The organism is Streptomyces sp. NPDC006335 (assembly GCF_040612795.1).
Taxonomy (GTDB): domain Bacteria; phylum Actinomycetota; class Actinomycetes; order Streptomycetales; family Streptomycetaceae; genus Streptomyces.
In genome coordinates, this window is record NZ_JBEXQX010000008.1 from 121,827 (window position 1) to 145,627 (window position 23,801).

A 23,801-nucleotide genomic window follows, 5' to 3' on the forward strand; every position below is an offset into this window, starting at 1 on the left:
CGATTTGAGTGCCGATCCTGACAGAGCAATGGCACTCCTACAAGTGATTCCGTTGTTGCCTTTCGGTTACGCGACGGAATCTGTCGACCAGGTGTCGAGTCGACCCCGAAAAGGGAGGACGCAGTGTCAGTGGCTCCTGCCAGACTCGCGTGCATGGGGAAGATCACGGGGAAGATCGATTCACAGGATGCCCTGGTCAGGCAGGTCCGGGCCGGAGCGAAGATCAAGTATCTGCACTTCTGGGGACACCGCCCGCGTCCGGACGGGCGGGTCGGCGCGAGCTGTCTGAGCCAGTGGTGGCCGTCACCGTTCGTGGTGGACGGGGTGACCTACGCGACCGCCGAGCACTGGATGATGGCGGGCAAGGCACGGCTCTTCGAGGACGAGGAGGCCGAGCAGCGCGTCCTGGCCGCCGGACACCCGTCGCAGGCCAAGGCCGCGGGCCGCCTGGTCCGCCGCTTCGACGAGGAGACCTGGCAGCGCGAGCGGTTCGCCATCGTCGTCGAGGGCAGCGTCCACAAGTTCACGGCCCACGCGGACCTGCGGGGGTTCCTCCTGAACACCGGCGACCGGGTGCTGGTGGAGGCCAGCCCGGTGGACCGGGTGTGGGGCATCGGCCTCGCGGCGGACGACGAGGCGGCGAGCGCCCCGGAGCGCTGGCGGGGCCCGAACCTGCTGGGCTTCGCGCTCATGGAGGCGAGGGACCGCCTCAGAAACGCCTGAAGGGGACCACCGGCCCGGTGGTCCCCTGATTCTCGCTCCCTGGTCGCTCCGGGGTGCTACACCACCGACGCGGCCGTCGCCACGACGGCGAAAGAGCCGTCGTAGTAGTCGGGCTCGTCGTCCGAGTTGATGGCGGCGACGATGCCGATGGCGAGCAGCACGATCACCGCGATCCCGAGGATCGTCCCGATGATCCCCATGATGAATCCGGCCTGCGCCTGCCCGTGGTTGGTGGCCTCACCCCGCTCGGCCCGCTTGCGTCCCTTGATCCCGAACACGATGGCGAGGACCCCGAGCACCAGCGAGAGGATGCCGTACATGCAGAACAGGGCGCAGGACAGGATGCCGAGCACCATCGCGGCGACGCCCATGCCGTTCTGCGGGGGCATCGGCGGGGCCCAGCCGCCGTATCCCTGCGGGCCCTGCGGATAGGTGGGGTAGCCGTAGCCGACGGGGGCGCCCGGACCCTCGGGCCCGATGGGCGGGGGCGGCACGGGGGCGGGCCCGCCGGGTATGCCGGGTCCGGGTCCGCCGACGGGCACGCCCTGCCCGGGGGCGGGGTAGCCGTATCCGGGAGCGGGGGCGCCTCCCGCGGCCGCGGGAGGCGGGAAGCCGTAGCCGTCGTTCGGCACGGACGTCACGGTGGCCTGATCATGCACGGACGGCGACGGCGGCTGACCGGCACCGGGCGAGGGGCTCTTCTCCAGCGAGGGCCCACTCTCCGGTGGCGCCCACGGGTCCCTGTCCCCGCTCGACTGCGTTCCGTCGGTCATGCTCACGTCCCCCTAGGTCGTTCGTGCGGCCATGCTACGTGACCACTGCGCTGGGCTTGGGCGGGGCGGGTAGGGGGTGCCGGGTTCGGTTCGGTTCGGGGGCGGGTGGGGCCCCTGCGCTGGGGTTGAGCCGGGCGCCCAGGGGGGTGCCGGGTTCGGTTCGGGGGCGGGTGAGGGTCCGTGGGGGCTGGTCGCGCAGTTCCCCGCGCCCCTGGGGAGTTGCAGTCACCGGCGCCCACGACGGGCCGCCCCTCACCTCACGCGCCACGACGGACCGTCCGCCGGGCACCGAACCGCACGCGCTGCGGCCGCCCCCACCGGAGCCGCACGGGCCGCCGCAGGCATCCAGGGGCGCGGGGAACTGCGCACAGACGCCCGCCCCCACCGAGCCGCACAGGCCGCCGCAGGCATCCAGGGGCGCGGGGAACTGCGCACAGACGCCCGCCCCCACCGAGCCGCACCCGCGCACACCCCCGCACCGCACCCCCACACCCCCGCCTACCATGTTCCGCATCGATCAGCCGATCACCGCGCCGCACGAACAGGACGGGACGGGACGTCACCTCACCGCACCACCCCACCGTGCCCGGCGCCCAGCAAGGGGAGGCCCCATGACGACCACCGACCACCTGCACGCCTTCATCGCCGGCCTGCCCAAGGCCGAACTGCACGTCCACCACGTCGGCTCGGCCTCCCCCCGCATCGTCTCCGAACTGGCCGCCCGCCACCCCGACTCCAAGGTCCCCACGGACCCCGAGGCGCTCGTCGACTACTTCACGTTCACGGACTTCGCCCACTTCATCGACGTCTACCTCAGCGTCGTGGACCTGATCCGCACCCCCGAGGACGTACGGCTCCTCACCTACGAGGTCGCGAGGGAACTCGCCCGCCAGCAGGTCCGCTACGCCGAGCTCACCATCACCCCGTTCTCCTCGACCCGCCGCGGCATCGACGAGCGCGCGTTCATGGAGGCGATCGAGGACGCCCGCAAGGCGGCGGAGTCGGAGTTCGGCACCGTACTGCGCTGGTGCTTCGACATCCCCGGCGAGGCCGGTCTGGAAGCCGCCGAGGAGACGACCCGCCTCGCCACCGACGACCGCCTCCGCCCGGAGGGCCTCGTGAGTTTCGGTCTCGGCGGGCCCGAGATCGGCGTCCCCCGTCCCCAGTTCAAGCCGTACTTCGACCGGGCGATCGCGGCGGGCCTGCACTCGGTCCCGCACGCCGGCGAGACGACCGGCCCGGAGACGGTGTGGGACGCCCTCACCCACCTGCGCGCCGAGCGCATCGGCCACGGCACGAGCTCCTTCCGGGACCCGGCGCTCCTCGCCCACCTCGCCGAGCACCGCATCCCGCTGGAGGTGTGCCCCACCTCCAACATCGCGACCCGAGCCGTCCGCACCCTCGACGAGCACCCGATCAAGGAGTTCGTGAAGGCGGGCGTGGTCGTCACGATCAACTCCGACGACCCGCCGATGTTCGGCACGGACCTGAACAGCGAGTACGCGGTGGCGGCGAGGCTCCTGAACCTCGACGAGTCGGGCCTGGCCGCGCTCGCGAAGGACGCGGTGGACGTCTCGTTCCTCGACGAGCCGGGCAAGACAAGGATCAAGGACGAGATCGACACGTACACCACCACCTGGCTCGCCCCGTGATCCCACCACAATGGGCGCATGCAGAAGCTGACGGCCGTGGCACACCGCGGCGACCCCTACCGCGTCCGTGAGAACACGATCGACTCCCTGCGTTCCGCGCTCGACCGGGGCGCGGACGCGGTGGAGATCGACGTACGGCTCACCAGGGACGGCGTGCCGGTGCTGCTCCACGACGACACGCTGAAGCGGCTGTGGGAGCACGACCGTCCGCTCCTCTCCCTGTCGGCGGACGAGGTGCGAGGGCTGACCGACGGCAGGGTGCCGACACTCGCGGAGGCTCTCGCAGCCACCGAGGGCAGCCGTCTGATGCTCGACCTGCCCGGCACGAGGGAGGTACGAGTCGCCCGCCGCGTGGTCGACGTCGTGCGCGCGTCCGGGGCCCAGGACCGCGTCTACTACTGCGCCGGCGCCTCCGCCATGCTCGCCGTGCGCGCGGCGGACCCGGCCGCCGAGATCGCGCTCACCTGGACGTCCCTCGCGCCCCCACGCCCGGTCCTCCTGGACGCGGTCAAGCCCCGCTGGCTCAACTACCGCTTCGGCCTGGTCGACAAGGACCTCGCCGACCGCGTCCACACCGACGGCTACCTGATCTCCGTCTGGACCCCCGACACCCGCCGCTCGATGCGCCGCCTCGCCGCCCTCGGCGTCGACTCGATCACGACGAACCGGGTGGACCTGCTCTGCGCGATGAAAAACGCGGGCGGGAGTTAGGCCCCGGAGTACGCCAGGGGCGGCAAGATCGCCTGCGCGTCCACACCCTCCCGCACCCACAGTCGGATCAGCAGCGCGGCGGTCGCCTCCAGGAGCCCGGCCCGGTCCAGTCCCCCGGCGTCCAGCGGCTCGCAGCCAAGGTCGCGGACGAGTCGTCGTACGACGGTCAGGGCCCCCTCGTCGTCCCCGCACAGCGACACCGCGAGGGGGCGGCCGTCGAAGACGGGCGGGGTCAGCCGCCACACGTCGACGTGGCACAGGTTGAAGGCCTTCACGACGTGGGCCGGGAGCGCGCGGCGACGCGCTCAGCGGCCGAGGGCCCGCCCGTCGTGAGCAGACCGAAGTCGCGGCCGACCGGATTGGTGCAGTCGATCAGCACCTTCCCCCCTCAGCGCCTCCCCGAGCCCGTCGACGACCTCGACCACCGCCTCGTACGGCACCGCGAGCAGCACCGCGTCCGTGCCGGACTACGCCGCCTCGCGCAGCCCGCCCGAGCGGCTCCCGGTGACCACCTCGTGCCCGGCCCGCCGCCACTGCGTGCCCAGCGCGTCCGCCATACCGCCCCGGCCGACGATTCCCACCCGCATGACGTCTCCTCTGTTCGCCGGAACTCCCGCTTCTCCGGATCCGGGACGACAGTAGGAACACGCTCGGGCACCATTCGGTACGTGACCGCCGACCTCGCCTTCCTCGCCGACTGCCGCACCCGCCTCGCCTTCGACCTGGTCTCCCACACCTGGAACCCCTTGATGGACGACCAGGATCGCTACGGCGGCGCTACACCCGGGACCTCTGGGCCACGGTCGCCGGGTCGGCCGGAGTCGACCGGGTGACGTACTGCGGCACCGGGGTGTCGTCGCCGCCGGTGTCGCGGACCAGGCCGTAGCGCCTGACGCCCTGGTCGGGGCCGGTGGTGATGTCCTTCTCCACCGCGGCCCAGGTGGACGGGAAGACGCTGAGGCCGTAGTCGGCGCCGCGTTCGTTGACCGTGAGGGTGACGCTGCCGTCGAGGTAGAAGTACTCGTTCTGCCACATCTGCTGGGTGCCGGCGGGCAGGACGGCGTAGCCGACGGTGGGGTTGCCCATGCCGGTGGCGGTGCCGTCCGTGCCGCTGACGGGGTCGTCCATGCGGCGGCCGCCGCCCGAGGCGACGTGGAAGAGCTCGCCCTCCAGGCCGGTCCAGGCCGGCATGACGAGGCTGCCGGCCCGGTACTGCGGCGAGATCTGCCAGCGGACGAGGACGTAGCCCTGGCCGGTGAGGGTGACGCCGTCCCCGCGGTGGTTCATGACGGCGTGCGCGCCGCCGGTGCTGGCGATGCCGGTCTCGGGCCGGTGCGGCAGGGGGGCGGGAGGGGTGTCGGGGTCCGGGGCCCGGTCGACGGCGTCGACGACGCTGCCGTAGCGGACGCTCTTCGTGGGGGTCGCCGAAGGAGAAGGAGTGGGCGACGGCGAGGACGACGGTGTGGTCGGCGGGGAGGGCGCCCGGTGGGTGCTCGCCGCGGTGGGCGAGACGGCCACCCGGGGCGCCGGGGCCTGCGGGGTCCGCGTGACGACGTACGCGCCGCCCGCGACGATCGTCGCCCCGGCGGTGACCGCGACGACGGGCTGGGTGAGCGCGCTCAGCACCTTGGCGGACCAGCTCGCGGACGCGACCGTGGCGGTGGCGGCCGCGGCCGTCTTGCCGCCGAGGGCCAGGGAGAGGGTGAACCCGACCGGGACGGGCACCAGCGCGATCCCGACCAGCAGCCGCTCCGCCGGTACGACGGACTCGCGGGTGTCCCCGCAGTAGCCGCAGCCGCGGATGTGCCTGGCCAGCCGCTTGCGCCAGACCGAGTCGGGGCGGCCGTTCCAGCGGGCGGTGAGCTCGCGCAGGTCGGGGCAGGCGCCGTCGAGGGCGCGGACGATGCCGCGGGAGGTCTCCAGGCGCTCCTTCATCCGCTGGACGCGCACGGCGGCGTGCTGCCGGCTGATGCCGACCGCGGCGGCCAGCTCGCGCCGGGTGAGTTCGCCCGCGACCTCCAGCCACCACAGCGAGAGCAGTTGCCGGTCCTCGTCGTCGAGCCAGCGCACGGCCTCGGCGACCTCGCGCCGCTGACCCTCCAACTGGAGTCGCAGGACAGTGAGTTCGGCGAAGTCGGCGGCTCCGCGAGCGGCCGACTCGTCCAGCGGGGCGGCGGTCCTGCGACGGGCCCGGTCGCGTATCTGGCGCATGGCGATGGCGACCAGCCAGGACCGGAAGCTGTCCGGGTCGCGGAGACTGCCGAGGTTGTCGACGGCCCGCAGCATGGTCTCCTGGACGACGTCGTCGACGTCGGCGTGGCCGTTCAGGGCGCGGCCCACGATGTTGTACACCAGCGGCAGCCAGCCCTCGACGAGTTCGTCCAGCGCCCGCCGGTCGCCGTCCTGCGCCGCCGCGATGGTGTCGCGCCACTGCCGCGTGTCCACGTCGTCCTTTCCGGCCGGTGCCCCCTTCGTGCACGGTCGTGCGTGGAGACGGAGTGAAGGGCTCCGCGATAACAGTTTTTCGCCCCCTAGGGGACCTCCCTCACAACTGCCGTACGCACGGCGGGAGTTGCTCAGGGTTCCACCAGGGGCCGCCCCCCTCTCACCGACGATCCCGCCACCGCCACGGCCCCGCAGGATGATCACACACATCTCACATCCGCAGGAGCCGACCCATGCGTGACATTCGTCGCAGAAGCATCCTCGCCGGCGCCCTCGCCGTGCCCCTGACCGCCGTCCTGCCGACCACGGCCGCGTCCGCGAGCACGTCGGCGAGCAGGTCAGCCACCACGTCCGCGACCAGGCACAGTGCCCCCTCCGCGCCGGACGCCCAGGCGCTGCGCGCGGCGCTCGCCGGGCTCCCCGACGCGAACGCCACCGCGGCCCTGGTCAGGGTCGGCGGCACCGACGGTCGCTGGCGCGGCAGCGCGGGCGTGCGCGACCTGGCGAGCGGGCGGCCCGCCGATCCGCACGCGCGCTTCCGGGCCGGTTCGACGACGAAGGTGGTCACGGCGGCGGCCGTACTGCGGCTGGTGGCCGAGGGGCGGATCGACCTGGACGCGCCCGTCCAGCACTACCTGCCCGGCCTCCTCGGCGGACGGTTCCGGCCGGTCACCGTGCGGCACCTGCTCAATCACACCAGCGGCATCCCGGCGGGCGACGGTCTCGGCACCACCTTCGAGGAGGTGTACGCCCACCGCTTCGACACGCTCAGCCCGCAGCGAGTCGCCGCGTCCGCGGGTGCGAAGGAGCCGGAGTTCTGCCCGGGGAGGCAGCAGCACTACCTCAACATCAACTACACGTTCCTCGGCCTGCTGATCGAGAGGGTGACCGGGCGGTCGTACGCCTCCGAGGTGAGCCGGCTGGTGCTCACGCCGGCCGGGATGCGGGACACGTACTTCCCGGGCACCGATCCGCGCATCCTCGGCCCGCACAACCGGGGCTACCAGGCGGTGCGGAGGGCGGACGGGACGACGGAGTTCCTGGACGTCACGGAGTGGAACCAGGCGGACCGGTTCGCGGCCGGGGACATGATCTCCACGACCGCGGACCTGGAGCGGTTGCTCACCGGCCTGTTCCGGGGCCGGATCGTGCCGCGACCGTACCTGCGGGAGGTGTTCTCGGTCCCGTCGCACATCACCGGCGCGAGTTACGGCGCGGGCGGCCTCCAGCGCTTCGAGTCCGGCGGGAAGGTCTACTGGGTCAAGTCCGGCGGCCGGTACGGCTACAACTCGGCGATCGCCGGCACCCGCGACCTGAGCCGCACGGTCGTGTACTCGGTCAACTCCACCGACGCGAAGAGCGAGGACGCGAACCCTGTCATCGTCCGGATCATCACGGCAGCGCTCAAGTAGCGGTCAGGGCAGGGGCGTTGCGCTCGGGGTCGTACGGGGCGAGCGCCTCCAGCCGCTTGATCCTCCGCCGTACGACATACAGCGGGAGCACCCCGAGGACCCCGAACGCCATGTCGATCACGCTCCACCAGACGGGGATGCCCCGGATCGGTCCGCAGATCAGGGCGAGCGGGATGATCCCGGCGCAGGCGATCATCGCGAACTCGACGACCCAGATGTTGCGGACCGGGTCACGGTAGGGGCCGTAGAAGGCGACCGCGATGACCAGGTGGGCGAAGGCCAGCCAGTCTGTGCCGTAGAGGAGGAAGGGGTAGTCGGAGTCGGCGGTGTCGAGCCCGCGCCGGACGCGCGTGATCCAGTCCGTCAGCGCGTCCGGCGCGGGGAGGTGCCGCAGCACGTCCTCGGTCCAGCGCAGTTCGTGGACCAGCGGGAAGGCCGTGGCCCCGCTGAGCACCAGGCAGACGACGAAGAAGACCAGCCATGCGCGGATGCCCTTGAGGTGGGCGGCTCTGTCGCTCATGGCAGCAGCGTACGCCTACATTTGAACACGTTCAAAACAAGTCCGGAAGCCGTGCCCGTGCGAGTTCAGGGAGCCGCCGCCGTCTCCGCCAGCTTCTGGAACTCGCCGAGGTCGTAGTTGGCGAGCGCCGAGTCCAGGTTGGTCAGCGCGCCGAGGTGCTCGACGAAGCCCTTCGGGTCGTACTCGATCTGCAGGGTCACCCGGCTCGTGGTGTCGCTGAGCCGGTGGAAGGTCACCACGCCGGCGTGGTGCACCCCCTCCACCGTGCGCCAGGCGATGCGGTCCTCCGGGACGACCTCGGTGAGCTCGGCGACGAAGTTCTTGTCGGCGCCGGGCAGTTGGAGCTGCCAGGCGAAGCGGCGCTCGTCCATCCGTTCCACCAGGCGGACATGACTCAGGAAGTTCGGCCACCGGGTCACATCGCTCCACAGCGCCCAGGCGACAGCGACGGGGGCCTCGATATCGACCGTTTCCACGAGGGACGCGGACATGCGGTACCTCTCCTTCCGATGGGCCGGGTGGCCGGCCGGCGGGGTTGCGGTGCGAAGCGGATACCCCCGCCGGGACGGCACACGCTCCCCTCTCGGCTCAGCACGGAGGGAACCATTCACCTGCCGTGCGACATCTGCCCCGGCGTGGGTGTCGTGATGTTGTTCTTCGGACTGGTCTTCGCGGGCGGGTGGTTGGCGGCCCTCGCCGCGCTGGGCCACGCCGTCACCACGCTCGTGCGCGTCTGGCCGGTCGACTGGGTGCGCAGGGGCGGAAACCCGGCGGTGCGACTGCTGGTGCCGACGCCCGCGTTCCTTCGTCTCGACGTGACACTCATGGTCGTGGCCCTCCTGGCCGACCTGTGGTTCATCTCGCTGGCCGTCGTGTTCGGCTCGGACGGCGTCTTCACCGAGGACTGGATGGGCTACCCCGGCATGACGGACCCCACCGGTCGGAGCTACCAGGCGGACGTGGTGGACGCGCTGCGCACGACGGCCTGGTGGTCCTTCGGCACGGCGGTCGTGTGCCGTTGCTGGATCACGGCCGCGGTGCAGGTGACCGTGCTGCCTTCGGCCGCCTGGTGGATCGGGTCGTTCGACACCTACTACAACTGACCGCTTTCACAGCCCCACGATCGCGTTCCACCGCTTCGCGTACCCCACCCGCTCCTTCGACGTGATGTCCCGCGCGATCACCAGCCGTCCACGCGTCTCCCCGTCCGGGAAGATCAGCGGGTTCTCGGCGAGCGCGGCGGTGTCCTCGTCCTTCGAGGCGGCCAGGACGTCCCGGGCGGCGGGGACGGGGCAGACGTAGTTGACCCAGGTGGCGAGTTCCGCGGCGACCTCGGGGGCGTAGTAGTAGTCGACGAGGCGCTCCGCGTTGGCCTTGTGCGGGGAGCGGTCGGGGATCATCAGGGAGTCCGACCAGAGCTCCGCGCCCTCCTCGGGGACGACGAAGCGGATGTCGGGGTTGTCGGCCTGGAGCTGGATCACGTCCCCGGAGTAGGCCTGACAGGCCAGGACGTCACCGGTGACGAGGTCCTTGGTGTAGTCGTTGCCGGTGAAGCGGCGGATCCGGCCGTCCCTGACGTGCTTCTCCACCTGGTCGCAGACCTCGTGGAAGTCGTCCTCGGTCCACCGCGTGATGTCGACGCCGTTGCCCTGCATCAGCAGTGCGAACGCCTCGTCGAGACCGGAGAACAGGGTGACCCGGCCCTTGAGGTCGCTCGCCCACAGGTCCTTCACATGCCGGATCTCGCGGCCCAGCCTCCCGCGGTCGTACGCGATCCCGGTGATGCCCGACTGCCACGGCACGGTGTACGCCCGGCCCGGGTCGAAGGCCGGTGAACGCAGCAGCGGGTCAAGGTACTTCGTGACGTTCGGCTGCTTGGCCCGGTCCATCTCCTGGACCCAGCCGAGCCGTACGAACCGCGCGCACATCCAGTCGCTCATGACGATCAGGTCGCGGCCGGTCTGCTGGTGGTTCATCAGCGCGGGGCTGACCTTGCCGAAGAACTCGTCGTTGTCGTTGATCTCCTCGACGTAGTCGACGGATATGCCGGTCCGCTTCCGGAAGGCGTCCAGCGTCGGCCGCTTCGTCGAGTCGTCGTCGTCCGTGTCGATGTAGAGCGGCCAGTTGGCCCAGGTCAGCCGCTTGTCGGTGGCGGAGCAATCGGGGACGGCCCGGTCGCCCGCGGCCACGTACGCGGCGGGCACCCCGCACCCGGCGAGACCGCCCAGCACCGTCCCGCCACCGAGCGCGCGCAGCAGGGTCCTACGGGAAGGCGGGGGCGTCCGCGATGTGAGTGGCATTGCCGCAGCATGCCGTCCCGGGCCGCGGCCCGACAATCGACGCGGCGTCAAGCGGAGCGGTGCACGGCGGACACCTTGTCGAACATCCCGGTGCCGGAACAGCTCGCCCACCCGGGGGCGCGGGGAACTGCGCGACCAGCCCCCCACGCACCCGCGGGCGAAGAAGCACCCGCACCCCCTGGAGACCTACGCGTCCAACGAAGTCATCACGTGCTTGATCCGCGTGTAGTCCTCGAACCCGTAGCCCGAAAGGTCCTTGCCGTACCCCGACTTCTTGAACCCGCCGTGCGGCATCTCCGCGACCAGCGGAATGTGCGTGTTGATCCACACGCACCCGAAGTCCAGCTTCTTGGACATCCGCATCGCGCGCCCGTGGTCCTTGGTCCACACCGAGGAGGCGAGGGCGTACTCGACGCCGTTGGCCCAGGACACGGCCTGCTCCTCGTCGGAGAAGGACTGCACGGTGATGACGGGCCCGAAGACCTCGTTCTGGATGATCTCGTCGTCCTGCTTGAGCCCGGACACCACGGTCGGAGCGTAGAAGTACCCCTTCTCACCGACCTGGTGACCGCCGGCCTCGACCTTGGCGTGCGCGGGCAGCCGCTCGATGAAACCGGAGACCTGCTTGAGCTGGTTCGGGTTGTTCAGAGGGCCGAAGAGCACGTCCTCGTCGTCCGGCTGTCCGGTCTTCGTGTCGGCGGCGGCCTTCGCGAGCGCCGCGACGAACTCGTCGTGGATCGAGGACTGCACCAGCACCCGGGTGGCCGCCGTGCAGTCCTGCCCGGCGTTGAAGAACCCGGCCACGGAGATGTCCTCGACGGCCTTGGCGATGTCGGTGTCCTCGAAGACGACGACCGGGGCCTTGCCGCCCAGCTCCAGGTGGACCCGCTTCAGGTCCTTGGAGGCGGTCTCGGCGACCGACATGCCGGCCCGCACCGAACCGGTGATGGACGCCATCGCCGGCGTCGGGTGCTCGACCATCAGCCGTCCGGTGTCGCGGTCACCGGTGATGACGTTGAAGACGCCCTTCGGCAGGATCCCGCCGATGATCTCCGCGATCAGCACGGTCGACGCGGGGGTCGTGTCCGACGGCTTCAGCACCACGGTGTTGCCGGCGGCGATCGCCGGCGCGAACTTCCAGACGGCCATCATCATCGGGTAGTTCCACGGCGCGACCTGCGCGCAGACGCCTACCGGCTCACGGCGGACGATGGAGGTCAGGCCCTCCATGTACTCACCGGCCGACCGTCCCTCCAGCATCCGCGCCGCACCGGCGAAGAAGCGGATCTGGTCGACCATCGGCGGGATCTCCTCGGACCGCGTGAGCCCGATCGGCTTGCCGGTGTTCTCCACCTCGGCCGCGATGAGTTCCTCGGCCCGCTCCTCGAACGCGTCGGCGATCTTCAGCAGGGCCTTCTGACGCTCGGCGGGAGTCGTGTCGCGCCAGCCGGGGAAGGCGGCGGCAGCGGCGGCCATCGCCGCGTCCACGTCCGCCTGTCCCGACAGCGGCGCGGTCGCGTACGCCTCACCGGTGGCGGGGTTGACCACCTCGGTGGTCCGCCCGTCGGCGGCGTCCCGGAACTCACCGTCGATGTAGTTGCGCAGACGACGCAGCTCGGTGCTCACTGCCGGCCTCCTGAGGGGGTTGAAACTGTCCACTGACTGAGACACCCACCCTAATCGCCCGGCCCACGTTTTCAACACCCCCGATCGCGCCAAGGCTGCGAAATCCGCAGGTCTCAGACACGTAAACAACGAATTTCATCGCCTCGACCTTGCGAAACCGACGAGACGTCGTGCACAGTGTGGTCGTGGCCAGTCGAAGCGCAGACCCCAGGGACTCCCGCGAGTCCAGGAGCGAGCCCAGGAGCGAGTCGAGGAACGGCAGCAGCCCGAACCTGGACGCCGTCTCCCTCGCCATCATCGAGCAGCTCCAGGAGGACGGCCGCCGTCCGTACGCCGCGATCGGCAAGGCCGTGGGCCTGTCCGAGGCGGCCGTGCGCCAGCGTGTCCAGAAGCTGCTGGACCAGGGCGTGATGCAGATCGTCGCCGTCACGGACCCCCTCACCGTGGGCTTCCGGCGCCAGGCGATGGTCGGCATCCACGTCGAGGGCGACGTGGAGTCCGTGGCCGACGCGCTCAGCGACATGTCCGAATGCGAGTACGTGGTGATGACCGCCGGCTCCTTCGACCTGATGGTGGAGATCGTCTGCGAGGACGACGACCACCTCCTGGAGGTCATCAACCGCCGCATCCGGGCCATCCCCGGAGTGCGCTCCACCGAGAGCTTCGTCTATCTGAAGCTCAAGAAGCAGACCTACATGTGGGGAACCCGATAACCGTGAGGACCCGATAACCGTGAGCTCCAAGGACCTCAGCCGCACCGCGTACGACCACCTGTGGATGCACTTCACCCGCATGTCCTCGTACGAGAACTCCCCGGTCCCGACCATCGTCCGGGGCGAGGGCACCTACATCTACGACGACAAGGGCAGGCGCTACCTCGACGGTCTCGCGGGCCTGTTCGTGGTCCAGGCCGGCCACGGCCGCACGGAACTGGCCGAGACCGCGTTCAAGCAGGCGCAGGAGCTGGCGTTCTTCCCGGTGTGGTCCTACGCCCACCCGAAGGCCGTCGAACTCGCGGAGCGCCTGGCCCACCACGCGCCGGGTGACCTCAACAAGGTCTTCTTCACCACCGGCGGCGGCGAGGCGGTCGAGACCGCCTGGAAGCTCGCCAAGCAGTACTTCAAGCTCACCGGCAAGCCCACCAAGTACAAGGTCATCTCCCGCGCGGTCGCCTACCACGGCACCCCGCAGGGCGCCCTGTCCATCACCGGCCTGCCGGCCCTGAAGGCCCCCTTCGAGCCGCTGGTCCCCGGCGCGCACAAGGTCCCGAACACCAACATCTACCGCGCCCCGATCCACGGCGACGACCCCGAGGCCTACGGCCGCTGGGCCGCCGACCAGATCGAGCAGCAGATCCTCTTCGAGGGCCCGGACACCGTCGCCGCGGTCTTCCTGGAGCCCGTGCAGAACGCGGGCGGCTGCTTCCCGCCCCCGCCCGGCTACTTCCAGCGGGTGCGCGAGATCTGCGACCAGTACGACGTGCTGCTCGTCTCCGACGAGGTCATCTGCGCCTTCGGCCGCCTGGGCACCATGTTCGCCTGCGACAAGTTCGACTACGTCCCGGACATGATCACCTGCGCCAAGGGCATGACCTCGGGCTACTCCCCGATCGGCGCCTGCGTCATCTCCGACCGCCTGGCCGAGCCGTTCTACAAGGGCGACAACACCTTCCTGCACGGCTACACCTTCGGCGGCCACCCGGTCTCCGCCGCGGTCGGCCTCGCCAACCTCGACCTGTTCGAGCGCGAGAACCTCAACCAGCACGTCCTCGACAACGAGGGCGCCTTCCGCTCGACGCTGGAGAAGCTGCACGACCTGCCGATCGTCGGCGACGTCCGCGGCAACGGCTTCTTCTACGGCATCGAGCTCGTCAAGGACAAGACGACCAAGGAGTCCTTCAACGACGAGGAGACCGAGCGCGTGCTCTACGGCTTCCTCTCCAAGGCCCTCTTCGACAACGGCCTGTACTGCCGTGCCGACGACCGCGGCGACCCGGTCGTCCAGCTCGCCCCGCCGCTGATCTCCGACCAGGGGACCTTCGACGAGATCGAGCAGATCCTGCGCGCGACCCTCACCGAGGCCTGGACCAAGCTCTAGCCTTTCCGGGATTCAGCGGCTTCTACGTCCCGGGGTACGCCCGTCCGAGTGACAGGGGCGCACCCCGGGCCGTGTGCTGTACGGCGTCCCGCCCCCGCCTCCTTAGCGTGCCTGGTAACCGATCCGCCCTGCTTTCGTTCCCCCGCTCGGGGGATCGCAAGGCACAACGGACCAGAACGAGGTGTACGCCCATGGAGGCCCCGCCGGACAACGATGTGCTCTGGGCACGCTCCCTGCACTTCACCCACCGCGACGGCTCGCCCGCGCTCCGGGGCGTCTCCCTCGGAGTGCGCGAGGGCGAGATCCTCGCCGTCAGCGGGCCGCGCGGCAGCGGCAAGACCGCACTGCTCAGATGCCTGTCGGGACTCGCCCCGGCCCAGCGCGGCGAGGTCTGGTTCAACAGCGTGCCGGTGCACACCATGGGCCCGATGACCCGTGAGCGCCTGCGCCGGGACCGCTTCGGCTGGATCGACCCGGCCCCGCTGCTGGTCCCCGAGCTCAACGCCTGGGAGAACGCCGCTCTCCCCCTCATGCTGCGCGGCACCGGTCGCCGGCGCGCCAGGACGGCCGCCCTGGAGTGGCTGGAGCGCCTGGACATCGGCGACCGGACCCGCTGCCGTCCGCACGAGCTGACCCAGTCCGAACGCCAGCGCGTCTGCGTGGCCCGCGCTCTGGCGCCGGCCCCGTCGGTCCTGTTCGCGGACGAGCCGACGGCACCCCTGCACCGGGCGGACCGCGCCCACGTCCTGCGCACGCTCACGACGGCCGCCCGCTCCCACGGCATCACGGTGGTCCTGGCGACGCACGACCCCGACACCGCAGCCCTGGCGGACCGCACGGTCAGCCTCCTGGACGGACGCCGGGTGAACACCGTGCACCTGCCCCCGATGGCCGACTCGGAAGGCCGTACCGCGTGCTCGCTCTCCGTCTGACCCGGGGCGCCCGTCCCGCCGTGCACCTGCGCCGCCTCCTGGTGGCGCTGGCCTCGGCGGGCACGGGCTTCCTCCTCCTGTGCACCCTCGGCCACGCGATCAGCCACCCCGAGGACCCGTCGGGCGCCGTGCTCCGCCTGGCGTGGTGCCTGACTCCGCTGGCGGCGACGGTCCACTTCGCGCTGGCGGTCGCCCGCACCGACCCGGGCACCCGCCCCCGCCCCGGTCTCGCGGCGATCGGCCTCGGCCCGGCCCGGCTGATGGCCGTCGCCGCCACCACGACGGCCCTTTCCTGCACCCTCGGCTCGATGCTGGCGCTCCTCTTCTTCCTCCACCTGCGGGGCGACCTGACGGGCATGCCCTTCGACGGGGCGGCGGCGGACTTCCTGGCGGCGGACGCCCCCCTGCCATTGCCGGCGGCCCTGACCCTGCTGGGCCTGGTCCCGGCGATCGCGTCGGTGACGGTGGGACTCGTCCTGCGCCCCCGGGACGACAGGCCGGTCTCAGCGAGACGGGAGGCACGGTCGTACGGCCGCTTCGGGGCGTACGGCAGGACGACGGCGAGGGAGCCCTTCGGGGTGTACGGCCGCCTCCGCGCCCGCCGGACCGCGGGTGAGCCCGGCGAAGACCGCGCGGCGGCTCCCGCGCCGAAGGCGGACGGCACCGCGCCGGCGGAGACGGGCGGGAGCACCCCGGCGGCGACCGCCACCGAGGACGAGCCGACCGAGAACCCCGGTCCAGCGGTCCTCCCCGCCCCCCGGGAAGCACCCAAGGGCCTCCCCTGGGGCATCGCGGTCCTCGCCGCGGGCCTGGCCGTGGAGGCCTACGCCAACCGCCAGGGCTCCACGCCCGCCGCCCCTCTCCCCGGCGGCCTCGTGGGCGCCCCCTCCGTCCTCGTCGGCTGGCTGCTCACCGCCGTGGGCCTGGCGGTCGCCGGCCCCGGCCTCACCCACCTGTGCGGCCGTCTCCTCCAGTCCACCCGGCCCGGGGCGCTCCGCCTCCTCGCCGGACGCGTCCTCATGGCCGAGGCCACCCGTATCGGCCGCCCCTTGGGCATCGTCTGCGCGGTGGCCTCCGGCGCCTACGCCATGACCACCCTGTACGACCCCGCGGGCCCCGAAGTGGGTCCCCTCACCACCCTCGGCCTGCTGCTCGTGACGAGCTGCACGATCGCCACCCTCCTCACCGCCGCCGTGGAGGCCAAGCACGCGAGGTCGGACACCACGGCCGCGCTCGTCCGTCTCGGCGCCCCCGCGACGATGCTCCGCAGCGCGGCAGCCCTGCGCGCCGGCGCCCTGCTCGCCCTCTTCGGCCCGCTGACCCTGGTCGTCGCCGAGCTGGCGGCCCTGCCGCTGACCGGCTGAAGAAAAATCCCGCGGCAGCGATGAGTTGTGCGGCCCTCGCCCGTCTACCCCTGCGTACAGCACGCACCCGATGGGAGAGACTCCGATGACCGCGCCCGCCTACCAGCAGATGATCTTCATCAACCTGCCCGTGAACGACCTCGACGCCTCCAAGAAGTTCTACACGGAGCTCGGCTACACGCTCAACGAACAGTTCAGCGACGACAAGGCGGCCTCCGTCGTGATCAGCGAGACGATCGTCGCGATGCTGCTCACGAAGCCTTTCTACGCGACCTTCACCAACAAGGAGATCGCGGACGCGACGAAGACCAGCCAGGTGCTGCTCTGTCTGAGCGCCGAGAGCCGCGCGAAGGTGGACGAGCTGGTCGAGAAGGCGGTCGCCGCGGGCGGCACGGCCAACGACGACGTGCAGGACCAGGGCTTCATGTACGGCCGTTCCTTCAACGACCTGGACGGCCACGGCTGGGAGGTCGTCTGGATGGACCCGGCGGCGATCCAGGGCTGATCCCCGGGGCCGGGATCCGGCGTGCGAGCATGGGCGGGTGCAGACGAGCCCCGCCCACGCGGCACACCACGACGACCGTGAGATCGAGACGCTCGAGGAGTTCGACGCGGTGGTACCGGCCCGCGGCACCCTCGCCGGTTTCCGGGTCCAGTCCGTCGATCTGACGGACCGGACAAGGGAGTTGCTGGCCACCGACACCGCGGGCGCCGTGTTCCTCGGCTGCCCGATGCGGGAGAACGCCGCGCACAAGCTCCGCACGGACGGCGCGCTGGTCTTCCCGCCCGTCCCGCACCTGCCCTTCGATCCGTACCGCGGACTGCTCTACTCCCCCGACGAGTTGTTCGACGGACTCGAGAAGGGGTACGAGCAGACTCCCGACGCCCTCGCCTACGCCTGGTTCCAGCGGACCAAGGCCGACGGCGACATATACGCGTCGATGCTCCGCTCCCTCCACGACGACGCCGTCTCCGACGCCCTCGACGAACTCCTGCGCGGCGCGCGGGTGGTGGGCGTGATGGGCGGCCACGCGATGGCCCGCGGCACCGAGGAGTACGCCGGTGCCGCCCGCCTCGGCCGCGAACTGACCCGCGCCGGGCTGACCGTGGCCACCGGTGGCGGACCGGGCGCGATGGAGGCGGCCAACCTCGGCGCCTACGCGGCCCCCTTCGAGGACGCCATGCTCGACGAGGCGTGCGAACTCCTCGCCGCGGCGCCGTCGTTCACGCCGTCGATCAGCGACTGGGCGCGCGCCGCCTTCGAGGTCCGCGCCCGCCGTCCCCGGGGCGGCCGTTCCGTCGGCATCCCGACCTGGTTCTACGGGCACGAGCCGCCGAACGCCTTCGCCTCGCACATCGCCAAGTACTTCGCCAACGCCACCCGCGAGGACGGCCTGCTCGCCCGCTCGAACGCCGGCGTGGTCTTCCTGCCGGGCGCGGCCGGCACCGTGCAGGAGATCTTCGACAACGCGACGCCCAACTACTACGAGTCGCGCGGTGAGCCCACGCCGATGGTGCTCGTGAACCGCGCGCACTGGACGGAGAAGCTGCCCACCTGGCCGCTGCTCCAGGCGCTGGCGCGGGAGCGGTCAATGGAGGCCAGAATCGCCCTGGTTGACCGAATCGAGGACGCTCCGGCGGCGCTGAAACGTCTCACTGGGTAATAAGCAGGTAAAGCCAACGGTTGTAAGGCGCCTGCACGTTGACACTTCTTATGCAGCCCTTATAGACCTGTGAGACTCGTGGGGATGGTGATGTCACATCACCTCCTCGTCAACCCCCCGCATTTGCGCACCCCGTGAAGGATGAACGTGGCATTCACGCCCATATCCCGCCGCACCTCCCGCGCCGCGCGCTTCCTCGGCGTCGCCGCCGCCTCGACCGCGCTCGTGCTCGGCGCCTCCGGCAACGCCCTTGCCTGCAACATCAAGGAGTTCTCCGCCGAAGCCAAGTGTGACGGCGACAAGGGCGTCATCACCGTCACCGACGTGGACAAGACCGGCGTCGAGGCGACCGTCTCCGTGTACCTGCTGCAGAGCAACGGTGCCGACGCGAAGAAGGTCGGCGAGCAGAAGGTGAAGGGCTCCAAGGAGGGCACCACCATCACCTTCGAGGAGGACTGGGCGCCCAACTCCGAGTACCGCGTCCGCGTCGAGGCCCTGCCCTACATCAAGGGCGAGGACATCAAGCCCAACCTGACCACCCCGGCGACCGCCTGCAAGACCGAGGACACGCCGACCCCGACGCCCACGCCCACCTCCACCCCGTCTGACTCCGCCAGCACCCCGGCCGAGGAGTCCCCGACCCCGACCCCGTCGGCCTCCGAGGGCACCACCGCTCCGGCGACCGGCGAGAGCAACGCCCCGTCGCCCGCGGCCGGCGACTCCAACCTCGCCGAGACCGGTGCGAACTCCAACACCGGCCTGATCGCCGGGATCGCCATCGCCCTGGTCGCCCTCGGCGGCGGCGCGGTGTTCTTCGGCCTGCGCCGTCGCGGCGCCGGCAGCCGCTGACGCCGTACCTGAACGACCGTTGTGGCCCGTCCCCGGCCGGGGGCGGGCCACAGCCATGCCGTCACCCGAAGGTGGCCCGCTCCAACCAGAACTCCAGCAGCTCCCGCTCCCCGAGCACCTCCAACTCCGGGCTGTCCAGGGGGAGTCGACGGTAGAAGGCCAGCAGTACGGCGGTCAGCGGGCCGCGCAGCGCCACGGTCGCCCTCTCGTGTCCGCGCCGCCAGACGATGACGTCCTCGGTGAGCTCGACCAGCCACTCGGCGTGCAGCTCCGGGGTGCCGTCGGTGGCGTGGAGGTGGATGCTGCGCCCGGGGCCGCGCAGCTCCCGGGCCCCGTCGTGCGGCATGCTCCGCTGCACGAACTCCACGATCTGGAGCCATTCGTCGATCGCGTCGGCGGCGATGTCCGGAGCGACCTCGTACGGCTGCCCGGCGGCGAGCGCGGCGTCGGCGCGGTGGATCGTGAGTTCGTGAGCCATGCGGCGGGCCCAGAAACCCGAGGTGGGGATGCCGGCCCAGGACCACACCTCGGCGTCCGGCCCGGCCTCCCGGAGCGTGGCGACGAGCAGTTCGCCGGTCTCGGCGAGCCACGCGTCGAGCTCACCTACGCTCTCGGGCCCCTCCCCCGAGGGCACGCGGTACTCGGGCACCGCCTCCCGCGCCCGGGTCCGCACCATCGACTCCGCCCAGCGCAGGGCGCCCCCGGTGTGCCGCACCAGCCGCTCCAGCGACCAGTCCGGGCAGGTCGGCACGGTCGCGGACAGGTCGGCCCCGGAGGCCACCACCGCCCTCAACAGGCCCACCTGGTGGGCGATCTCGTCACAGTAGCGGTCGTGCGGGAGCAAGGTCATGCCCGCACTGTAGGTCCGCCCCCGTCAGCCGAGCACCACGATTTCGACCGGGTCGAACTCCACCCCGACCACGTCCCCCACCTCCGGCGCCGCGCGCAGCGCACAGGCCGCCTCCAACCGCGGCCCCCCTTCCGAGGGGTGCAGGTGCACGGCGACGTGCGTGCCCTTGAAGGTGCGCGCGGCGACCGTGCAGCGCAGCCCCTCACCGGCCGCCACGAGCCGAACCCCAGCCGGCCGCACCAGCACGCTCCGGACCCCCTGGGCGGCGCCCGGAGGCACCGGCACCTTGCCCCACGCCGTGTCCGCCGCCTCCCCCGTCACCGTCCCCTCGACGACGTTCTCGAAGCCGAGGAAGCGGGCCACGAACTCGTCCACCGGCCGCTGCCACACCTCGAGAGGCGTTCCGGACTGGGCGATCCGTCCGTCCCGCATCACCACGACCCGGTCGGCCAGCGCGAAGGCCTCCCCCTGGTCGTGGGTGACCGCGAGCACGGTGGTGCCCAACCGCCCGAACAGCTCGCGCAGTTCGACGACCAGCCGCTCCCGCAGTGACCGGTCCAGCTGTCCGAGGGGCTCGTCGAGCATCAGCAGCCGGGGCCGGGGGGCGAGCGCCCGGGCCAGGGCGACCCGCTGCTGCTCACCACCGGAGAGGGAGGCCACGGCCCGGCGAGGGGCGCCCGGAAGACCGACGAGGTCGAGCAACTCCCGTACCCGCTCGTCCTGTCGCGCCCGGGAAGCCCCGTGCATGCGCAGCCCGAACGCCACGTTGGCGCCCACGTCCCGCTGCGGGAACAGCTGATGGTCCTGGAACATCAGGCCGACCCCACGCTTGTGCGCGGGCACTCCGCCCTGGTCGCGTCCGTCGAGCGACACCCGCCCGGAGTCCAGCGGTTGGAGCCCGGCCACCGCCCGCAGCAGGGTCGACTTCCCGCTCCCGCTGGGCCCGAGCACACACACGATCTCGTGCTCGGCGACATCGAGGCCGACCCCGTCGAGCACGGCCCGTCCGCCGAACCGAACCGTCGCGTCCTCAAGGCTCAGCAGCATCAGAACTCCCCGGTCCGGTCGGTCCGCAGCCGTTCGAGCACCAGCAGCGCCACCGCGCACACCACCATCAGGATCGTCGAAAGGGCCATCGCCTGCCCGTAGTTGAGGTCTCCGGCCCGCCCGAGCAACCGGGCCACGGCGACCGGCAGCGTCGGGTTGTCGGGCCGTGCGATGAACACGGTCGCCCCGAACTCCCCCAGCGACACGGCGAAGGCGAAGCCCGCCGCGATCAGCAACGCCCGCCGCACCATGGGCAGATCGACCTCCCGCCACACCCGCCACGGCGAGGCCCCGAGCACGGCCGCGGCCTCCCGCAGCCGGTGGTCCACGGCCCGCAGCACGGGCAGCATGGTCCGCACGACGAACGGCACCCCGACCAGCGCCTGCGCGAGCGGCACCAGGATCCAGGACTGCCTGAGATCCAGCGGCGGCTCGTCGAGGGAGATCAGGAACCCGAAGCCCACGGTCACCGCGGACACCCCGAGCGGCAGCATCAGCAGCGCGTCGAAGCCCCGCACGAACCGCCCCGCGTCCCGCCGCGTCAACGCGGCCGCCGCGAGCCCTCCGACCGTCACCGCGATGGCGGTCGCGGCGAGGGCGTACTCCAGGGAGTTACCGACCGCCTCGATCGGCGCGACGAGGAACACCCCGCCGTCGGCGCTGGTCAGCGCCCGGTAGTAGCCGAAGTCGGGGGCGTCGAGCGACCGCTGGACGAGGACGGCGAGCGGCAGGACGAGGAGTACGGCGATGATGGCGACGACCCCGGCCAGCAGCCCCCACTCCCCCGCCCCGCGCGGCCGCCGGGCGGTCACGGACGCGTCCACGAGCCGCAGCGCGCTCTCCCGGCGCCGTACGGTCCACGCGTGCAGGGCGAGGACCGCGCCCACCGCGACGAACTGGATCATCGTCAGCACGGCGGCCGTGGACAGGTCGAAGATCTCGGAGGTCTGCCGGTAGATCTCCACTTCGAGGGTCGAGAAGGTGGGCCCGCCGAGGATCTGCACCACACCGAAGGAGGTGAAGGTGAAGAGGAAGACCATCAGCGCGGCGGCGGCCACGGCGGGCGCGAGCGCGGGAAGGGTGACCGTCCGCCAGGCCGTGAGCCGGGACGCGCCCAGCATCCGAGCGGCCTCCTCCTGGCGCGGGTCCAGTTGGGCCCACAGTCCGCCGACGGTGCGTACGACGACCGCGTAGTTGAAGAAGACGTGCGCGAGCAGGATCGCCCACACGGTGGTGTCCAGCCGTACGCCCCACCACTCGTCGAGCAGCCCGCCACGGCCGACGAGCGCCAGGAAGGCCGTACCGACCACGACCGTCGGCAGCACGAAGGGGACGGTGACCACGGCGCGCAGGACCTGTTTGCCGGGGAAGTCGAACCGCGCGAAGACGTACGCGCCGGGGAGCGCGATCAGGAGCGTGAGTGCCGTGGAGGCGAGCGCCTGCCAGGTGGTGAACCACAGGACGTGCCGGATGTCCGGCTGGGCGAGGACCTCGGTGATCCTGCCGAACTGCCAGCTCCCGCCGGTCTTCAGTCCGCGCGTGACGATCGCGGCGACGGGATAGGCGAAGAAGAGGGCGAAGAACGCGACGGGCACGGCCACGAGCCCGAGCCGCGCCGCCGCGTTGTGGAAAGGCTTGCGGGGCCTTACTTCAGAACCAGCGAGGTCCACGACTTGACCCAGTCGTCACGGTGGTCGGCGATCTTCGCCGGGTCCATGGTCTCGGGATCCTTGGCCTGCGGACCGTACTGGGTGAACTCGGCGGGCACCGAGGCCCCCTCCACCACGGGATAGACGAACATGTTGAGCGGCATGTCCTGCTGGAACTCCTTGGTGAGCAGGAAGTCCAGGAACGCCTTGCCGCCCTCGGTGTTCTTCGCGTTGCTCAGCAGCCCGGCGTACTCGATCTGCCGGAAGCAGGTCCCGTCGGCGACCCCGGTGGGCGCGGTCTTCGGCTTCGGATCGGCGTAGATCACCTCGGCGGGCGGCGAGGAGGCGTACGACACGACGAGCGGCCGGTCGGCCTTCGCCTTCTTGCCCCCCGCGGACCCGGAGAACTCCTCGTTGTAGGCCTGCTCCCAGCCGTCGACGACCTTGACTCCGTTGGCCTTGAGCTTCTTCCAGTAGCCCTGCCAGCCCTCGTCCCCGTACTTCGCGGCGGACCCGAGCAGGAACCCGAGCCCCGGCGAGGACGTCGAGGCGTTCTCCGTGACGAGGAGGTTCTTGTAGGCGGGCTTGATCAGATCGTCGTACGACGTCGGCGGCTGGAGCTTGTGCTCGGTGAACCAGGCCTTGTCGTAGTTGACGCAGATGTCGCCGCTGTCGATGGGCGTGACCCGGTGCTTGTCCTGGTCGGCCCGGTACTCGGCCTTGATCCGGTCGGCGCCCTTCGCCTCGTACGACTGGAAGAGCCCGTTGTCGAGCGCGCGGGAGAGCAGGGTGTTGTCGACGCCGAAGAAGACGTCGCCCTGCGGGTTGTCCTTGGTGAGGATGGCCTTGTTGACGGCCTGCCCCGCGTCGCCGTCCTCCAGGACCTTGACCTTGTAGCCGGACTTCTTCTCGAAGTCGGCGAGGACGTTCTTGGAGACGGCCCACGAGTCGTGGCTGACCAGGGTGACGGTCTTGGAGCCGGAGCCGGAGCCGTTGCTGTCGTCGGACGAGGACCCGCACGCGGACAGCGTGACCAGGCCGAGGCCGACGACGGCAGCGAGAAACTTCTTGTTGTTCACGGTGATGACCGAACTTCCTACCCAGAATGACCTGGGCGAGGTTCAGAGGGTCTGCGGCCCGATTGCCGCACTCTCAGCGCTGTGGCGCTCCCCTGTCGGATATGAAGA

Annotated in this window: 23 protein-coding genes, 1 pseudogene and 1 riboswitch; of the genes and pseudogenes, 12 read left to right on the top strand and 12 right to left on the bottom strand. The window is 71.2% G+C overall.

What is annotated here, in order from left to right; all coding sequences use genetic code 11:
• Nucleotides 1-153: 153 nt before the first annotated feature.
• A complete protein-coding gene (locus ABZ098_RS23040; RefSeq protein ID WP_356593978.1) occupies nucleotides 154-723 on the top strand; it encodes an NADAR family protein in 570 nt (189 codons plus the stop codon).
• 56 nt (nucleotides 724-779) lie between these two features.
• On the opposite strand, the gene ABZ098_RS23045 is transcribed toward ABZ098_RS23040, so the two are convergent.
• Nucleotides 780-1,496, bottom strand: a complete 717-nt coding sequence (locus ABZ098_RS23045) for a DUF4190 domain-containing protein (RefSeq protein ID WP_356593980.1) — start codon at nucleotides 1,494-1,496, stop codon at nucleotides 780-782.
• Nucleotides 1,497-2,107: 611 nt separating this feature from the next.
• On the opposite strand from ABZ098_RS23045, the gene ABZ098_RS23050 reads away from it, so the two are divergent.
• On the top strand, nucleotides 2,108-3,148 hold the full coding sequence (locus ABZ098_RS23050) for an adenosine deaminase (RefSeq protein ID WP_356593982.1): 1,041 nt from the start codon (nucleotides 2,108-2,110) through the stop codon (nucleotides 3,146-3,148).
• 18 nt (nucleotides 3,149-3,166) lie between these two features.
• Nucleotides 3,167-3,859: a glycerophosphodiester phosphodiesterase gene (locus tag ABZ098_RS23055; RefSeq protein WP_356593984.1), complete on the top strand. Its 693-nt coding sequence runs from the start codon at nucleotides 3,167-3,169 to the stop codon at nucleotides 3,857-3,859.
• Here the strand turns inward: ABZ098_RS23055 and ABZ098_RS23060 are convergent.
• The 3 genes and pseudogenes from ABZ098_RS23060 to ABZ098_RS23070 form a co-directional block, all read right to left on the bottom strand.
• Nucleotides 3,856-4,311, bottom strand: a pseudogene (locus ABZ098_RS23060) (NADP oxidoreductase). The gene ABZ098_RS23055 and the pseudogene ABZ098_RS23060 sit on opposite strands and share 4 nt — an antisense overlap.
• A 15-nt stretch (nucleotides 4,312-4,326) precedes the next feature.
• Nucleotides 4,327-4,446, bottom strand: coding sequence for an NAD(P)-binding domain-containing protein (locus ABZ098_RS23065; protein ID WP_356593986.1), 120 nt, complete (start codon nucleotides 4,444-4,446; stop codon nucleotides 4,327-4,329).
• Between the two features lie 190 nt (nucleotides 4,447-4,636).
• The gene (locus ABZ098_RS23070; protein WP_356593988.1) at nucleotides 4,637-6,304 is read right to left on the bottom strand and encodes a sigma-70 family RNA polymerase sigma factor; all 1,668 of its coding nucleotides are present in this window, start codon (nucleotides 6,302-6,304) and stop codon (nucleotides 4,637-4,639) included.
• Nucleotides 6,305-6,537: 233 nt separating this feature from the next.
• On the opposite strand from ABZ098_RS23070, the gene ABZ098_RS23075 reads away from it, so the two are divergent.
• A complete protein-coding gene (locus ABZ098_RS23075; RefSeq protein WP_356593990.1) occupies nucleotides 6,538-7,716 on the top strand; it encodes a serine hydrolase domain-containing protein in 1,179 nt (392 codons plus the stop codon).
• Here ABZ098_RS23075 and ABZ098_RS23080 read toward each other — a convergent pair.
• Together ABZ098_RS23080 and ABZ098_RS23085 are read right to left on the bottom strand one after the other, a co-directional pair.
• The gene (locus tag ABZ098_RS23080; RefSeq protein ID WP_356593992.1) at nucleotides 7,709-8,236 is read right to left on the bottom strand and encodes a hypothetical protein; all 528 of its coding nucleotides are present in this window, start codon (nucleotides 8,234-8,236) and stop codon (nucleotides 7,709-7,711) included. The genes ABZ098_RS23075 and ABZ098_RS23080 overlap by 8 nt on opposite strands.
• A 65-nt stretch (nucleotides 8,237-8,301) precedes the next feature.
• On the bottom strand, nucleotides 8,302-8,727 hold the full coding sequence (locus tag ABZ098_RS23085) for an SRPBCC family protein (RefSeq protein WP_356593994.1): 426 nt from the start codon (nucleotides 8,725-8,727) through the stop codon (nucleotides 8,302-8,304).
• Nucleotides 8,728-8,883: 156 nt separating this feature from the next.
• Between ABZ098_RS23085 and ABZ098_RS23090 the strand changes: the two genes are divergently transcribed.
• Nucleotides 8,884-9,339 (top strand): hypothetical protein, encoded by a 456-nt coding sequence (locus tag ABZ098_RS23090; RefSeq protein ID WP_356593996.1) that lies wholly within the window; start codon nucleotides 8,884-8,886, stop codon nucleotides 9,337-9,339.
• 6 nt (nucleotides 9,340-9,345) lie between these two features.
• On the opposite strand, the gene ABZ098_RS23095 is transcribed toward ABZ098_RS23090, so the two are convergent.
• Both ABZ098_RS23095 and ABZ098_RS23100 read right to left on the bottom strand, forming a co-directional pair.
• A complete protein-coding gene (locus ABZ098_RS23095) occupies nucleotides 9,346-10,536 on the bottom strand; it encodes a spermidine/putrescine ABC transporter substrate-binding protein (protein WP_356593998.1) in 1,191 nt (396 codons plus the stop codon).
• Between the two features lie 186 nt (nucleotides 10,537-10,722).
• A complete protein-coding gene (locus ABZ098_RS23100) occupies nucleotides 10,723-12,162 on the bottom strand; it encodes a gamma-aminobutyraldehyde dehydrogenase (RefSeq protein WP_356594000.1) in 1,440 nt (479 codons plus the stop codon).
• 170 nt (nucleotides 12,163-12,332) lie between these two features.
• Between ABZ098_RS23100 and ABZ098_RS23105 the strand changes: the two genes are divergently transcribed.
• The 7 genes from ABZ098_RS23105 (at nucleotide 12,333) to ABZ098_RS23135 (ending at nucleotide 19,068) form a co-directional block, all read left to right on the top strand.
• Nucleotides 12,333-12,875 (top strand): Lrp/AsnC family transcriptional regulator, encoded by a 543-nt coding sequence (locus tag ABZ098_RS23105; RefSeq protein ID WP_356594002.1) that lies wholly within the window; start codon nucleotides 12,333-12,335, stop codon nucleotides 12,873-12,875.
• Nucleotides 12,876-12,894: 19 nt separating this feature from the next.
• Nucleotides 12,895-14,259, top strand: a complete 1,365-nt coding sequence (locus tag ABZ098_RS23110; RefSeq protein ID WP_356594004.1) for an aspartate aminotransferase family protein — start codon at nucleotides 12,895-12,897, stop codon at nucleotides 14,257-14,259.
• A gap of 191 nt (nucleotides 14,260-14,450) precedes the next feature.
• Nucleotides 14,451-15,191: an ATP-binding cassette domain-containing protein gene (locus ABZ098_RS23115; protein WP_356594006.1), complete on the top strand. Its 741-nt coding sequence runs from the start codon at nucleotides 14,451-14,453 to the stop codon at nucleotides 15,189-15,191.
• On the top strand, nucleotides 15,173-16,555 hold the full coding sequence (locus ABZ098_RS23120; RefSeq protein ID WP_356594008.1) for a hypothetical protein: 1,383 nt from the start codon (nucleotides 15,173-15,175) through the stop codon (nucleotides 16,553-16,555). Before ABZ098_RS23115 ends, ABZ098_RS23120 begins: the two co-directional genes overlap by 19 nt.
• A gap of 85 nt (nucleotides 16,556-16,640) precedes the next feature.
• Nucleotides 16,641-17,060 carry a VOC family protein gene (locus ABZ098_RS23125; protein WP_356594010.1) on the top strand — a complete coding sequence of 140 codons (420 nt, stop codon included), beginning with the start codon at nucleotides 16,641-16,643 and terminating at the stop codon, nucleotides 17,058-17,060.
• 37 nt (nucleotides 17,061-17,097) lie between these two features.
• Nucleotides 17,098-18,219, top strand: coding sequence for an LOG family protein (locus ABZ098_RS23130; RefSeq protein WP_356594012.1), 1,122 nt, complete (start codon nucleotides 17,098-17,100; stop codon nucleotides 18,217-18,219).
• Nucleotides 18,220-18,360: 141 nt separating this feature from the next.
• Nucleotides 18,361-19,068: an LAETG motif-containing sortase-dependent surface protein gene (locus ABZ098_RS23135; RefSeq protein WP_356594014.1), complete on the top strand. Its 708-nt coding sequence runs from the start codon at nucleotides 18,361-18,363 to the stop codon at nucleotides 19,066-19,068.
• A 61-nt stretch (nucleotides 19,069-19,129) separates the two neighbouring features.
• Here ABZ098_RS23135 and ABZ098_RS23140 read toward each other — a convergent pair whose 3' ends face one another.
• The 4 genes from ABZ098_RS23140 to ABZ098_RS23155 all read right to left on the bottom strand — a co-directional run bounded on the left by ABZ098_RS23140 (nucleotide 19,130) and on the right by ABZ098_RS23155 (nucleotide 23,693).
• A complete protein-coding gene (locus ABZ098_RS23140; RefSeq protein ID WP_356594016.1) occupies nucleotides 19,130-19,918 on the bottom strand; it encodes a maleylpyruvate isomerase family mycothiol-dependent enzyme in 789 nt (262 codons plus the stop codon).
• Nucleotides 19,919-19,942: 24 nt separating this feature from the next.
• Nucleotides 19,943-20,965, bottom strand: a complete 1,023-nt coding sequence (locus ABZ098_RS23145) for an ABC transporter ATP-binding protein (protein ID WP_356594018.1) — start codon at nucleotides 20,963-20,965, stop codon at nucleotides 19,943-19,945.
• On the bottom strand, nucleotides 20,965-22,635 hold the full coding sequence (locus tag ABZ098_RS23150; RefSeq protein ID WP_356594020.1) for an iron ABC transporter permease: 1,671 nt from the start codon (nucleotides 22,633-22,635) through the stop codon (nucleotides 20,965-20,967). The genes ABZ098_RS23145 and ABZ098_RS23150 overlap by 1 nt, the downstream gene beginning before the upstream one ends.
• Nucleotides 22,611-23,693 (bottom strand): thiamine ABC transporter substrate-binding protein, encoded by a 1,083-nt coding sequence (locus ABZ098_RS23155; protein ID WP_356594022.1) that lies wholly within the window; start codon nucleotides 23,691-23,693, stop codon nucleotides 22,611-22,613. Before ABZ098_RS23155 ends, ABZ098_RS23150 begins: the two co-directional genes overlap by 25 nt.
• A riboswitch (TPP riboswitch) is annotated at nucleotides 23,690-23,797 on the bottom strand. Its footprint overlaps the gene before it by 4 nt.
• Nucleotides 23,798-23,801 lie beyond the last annotated feature (4 nt).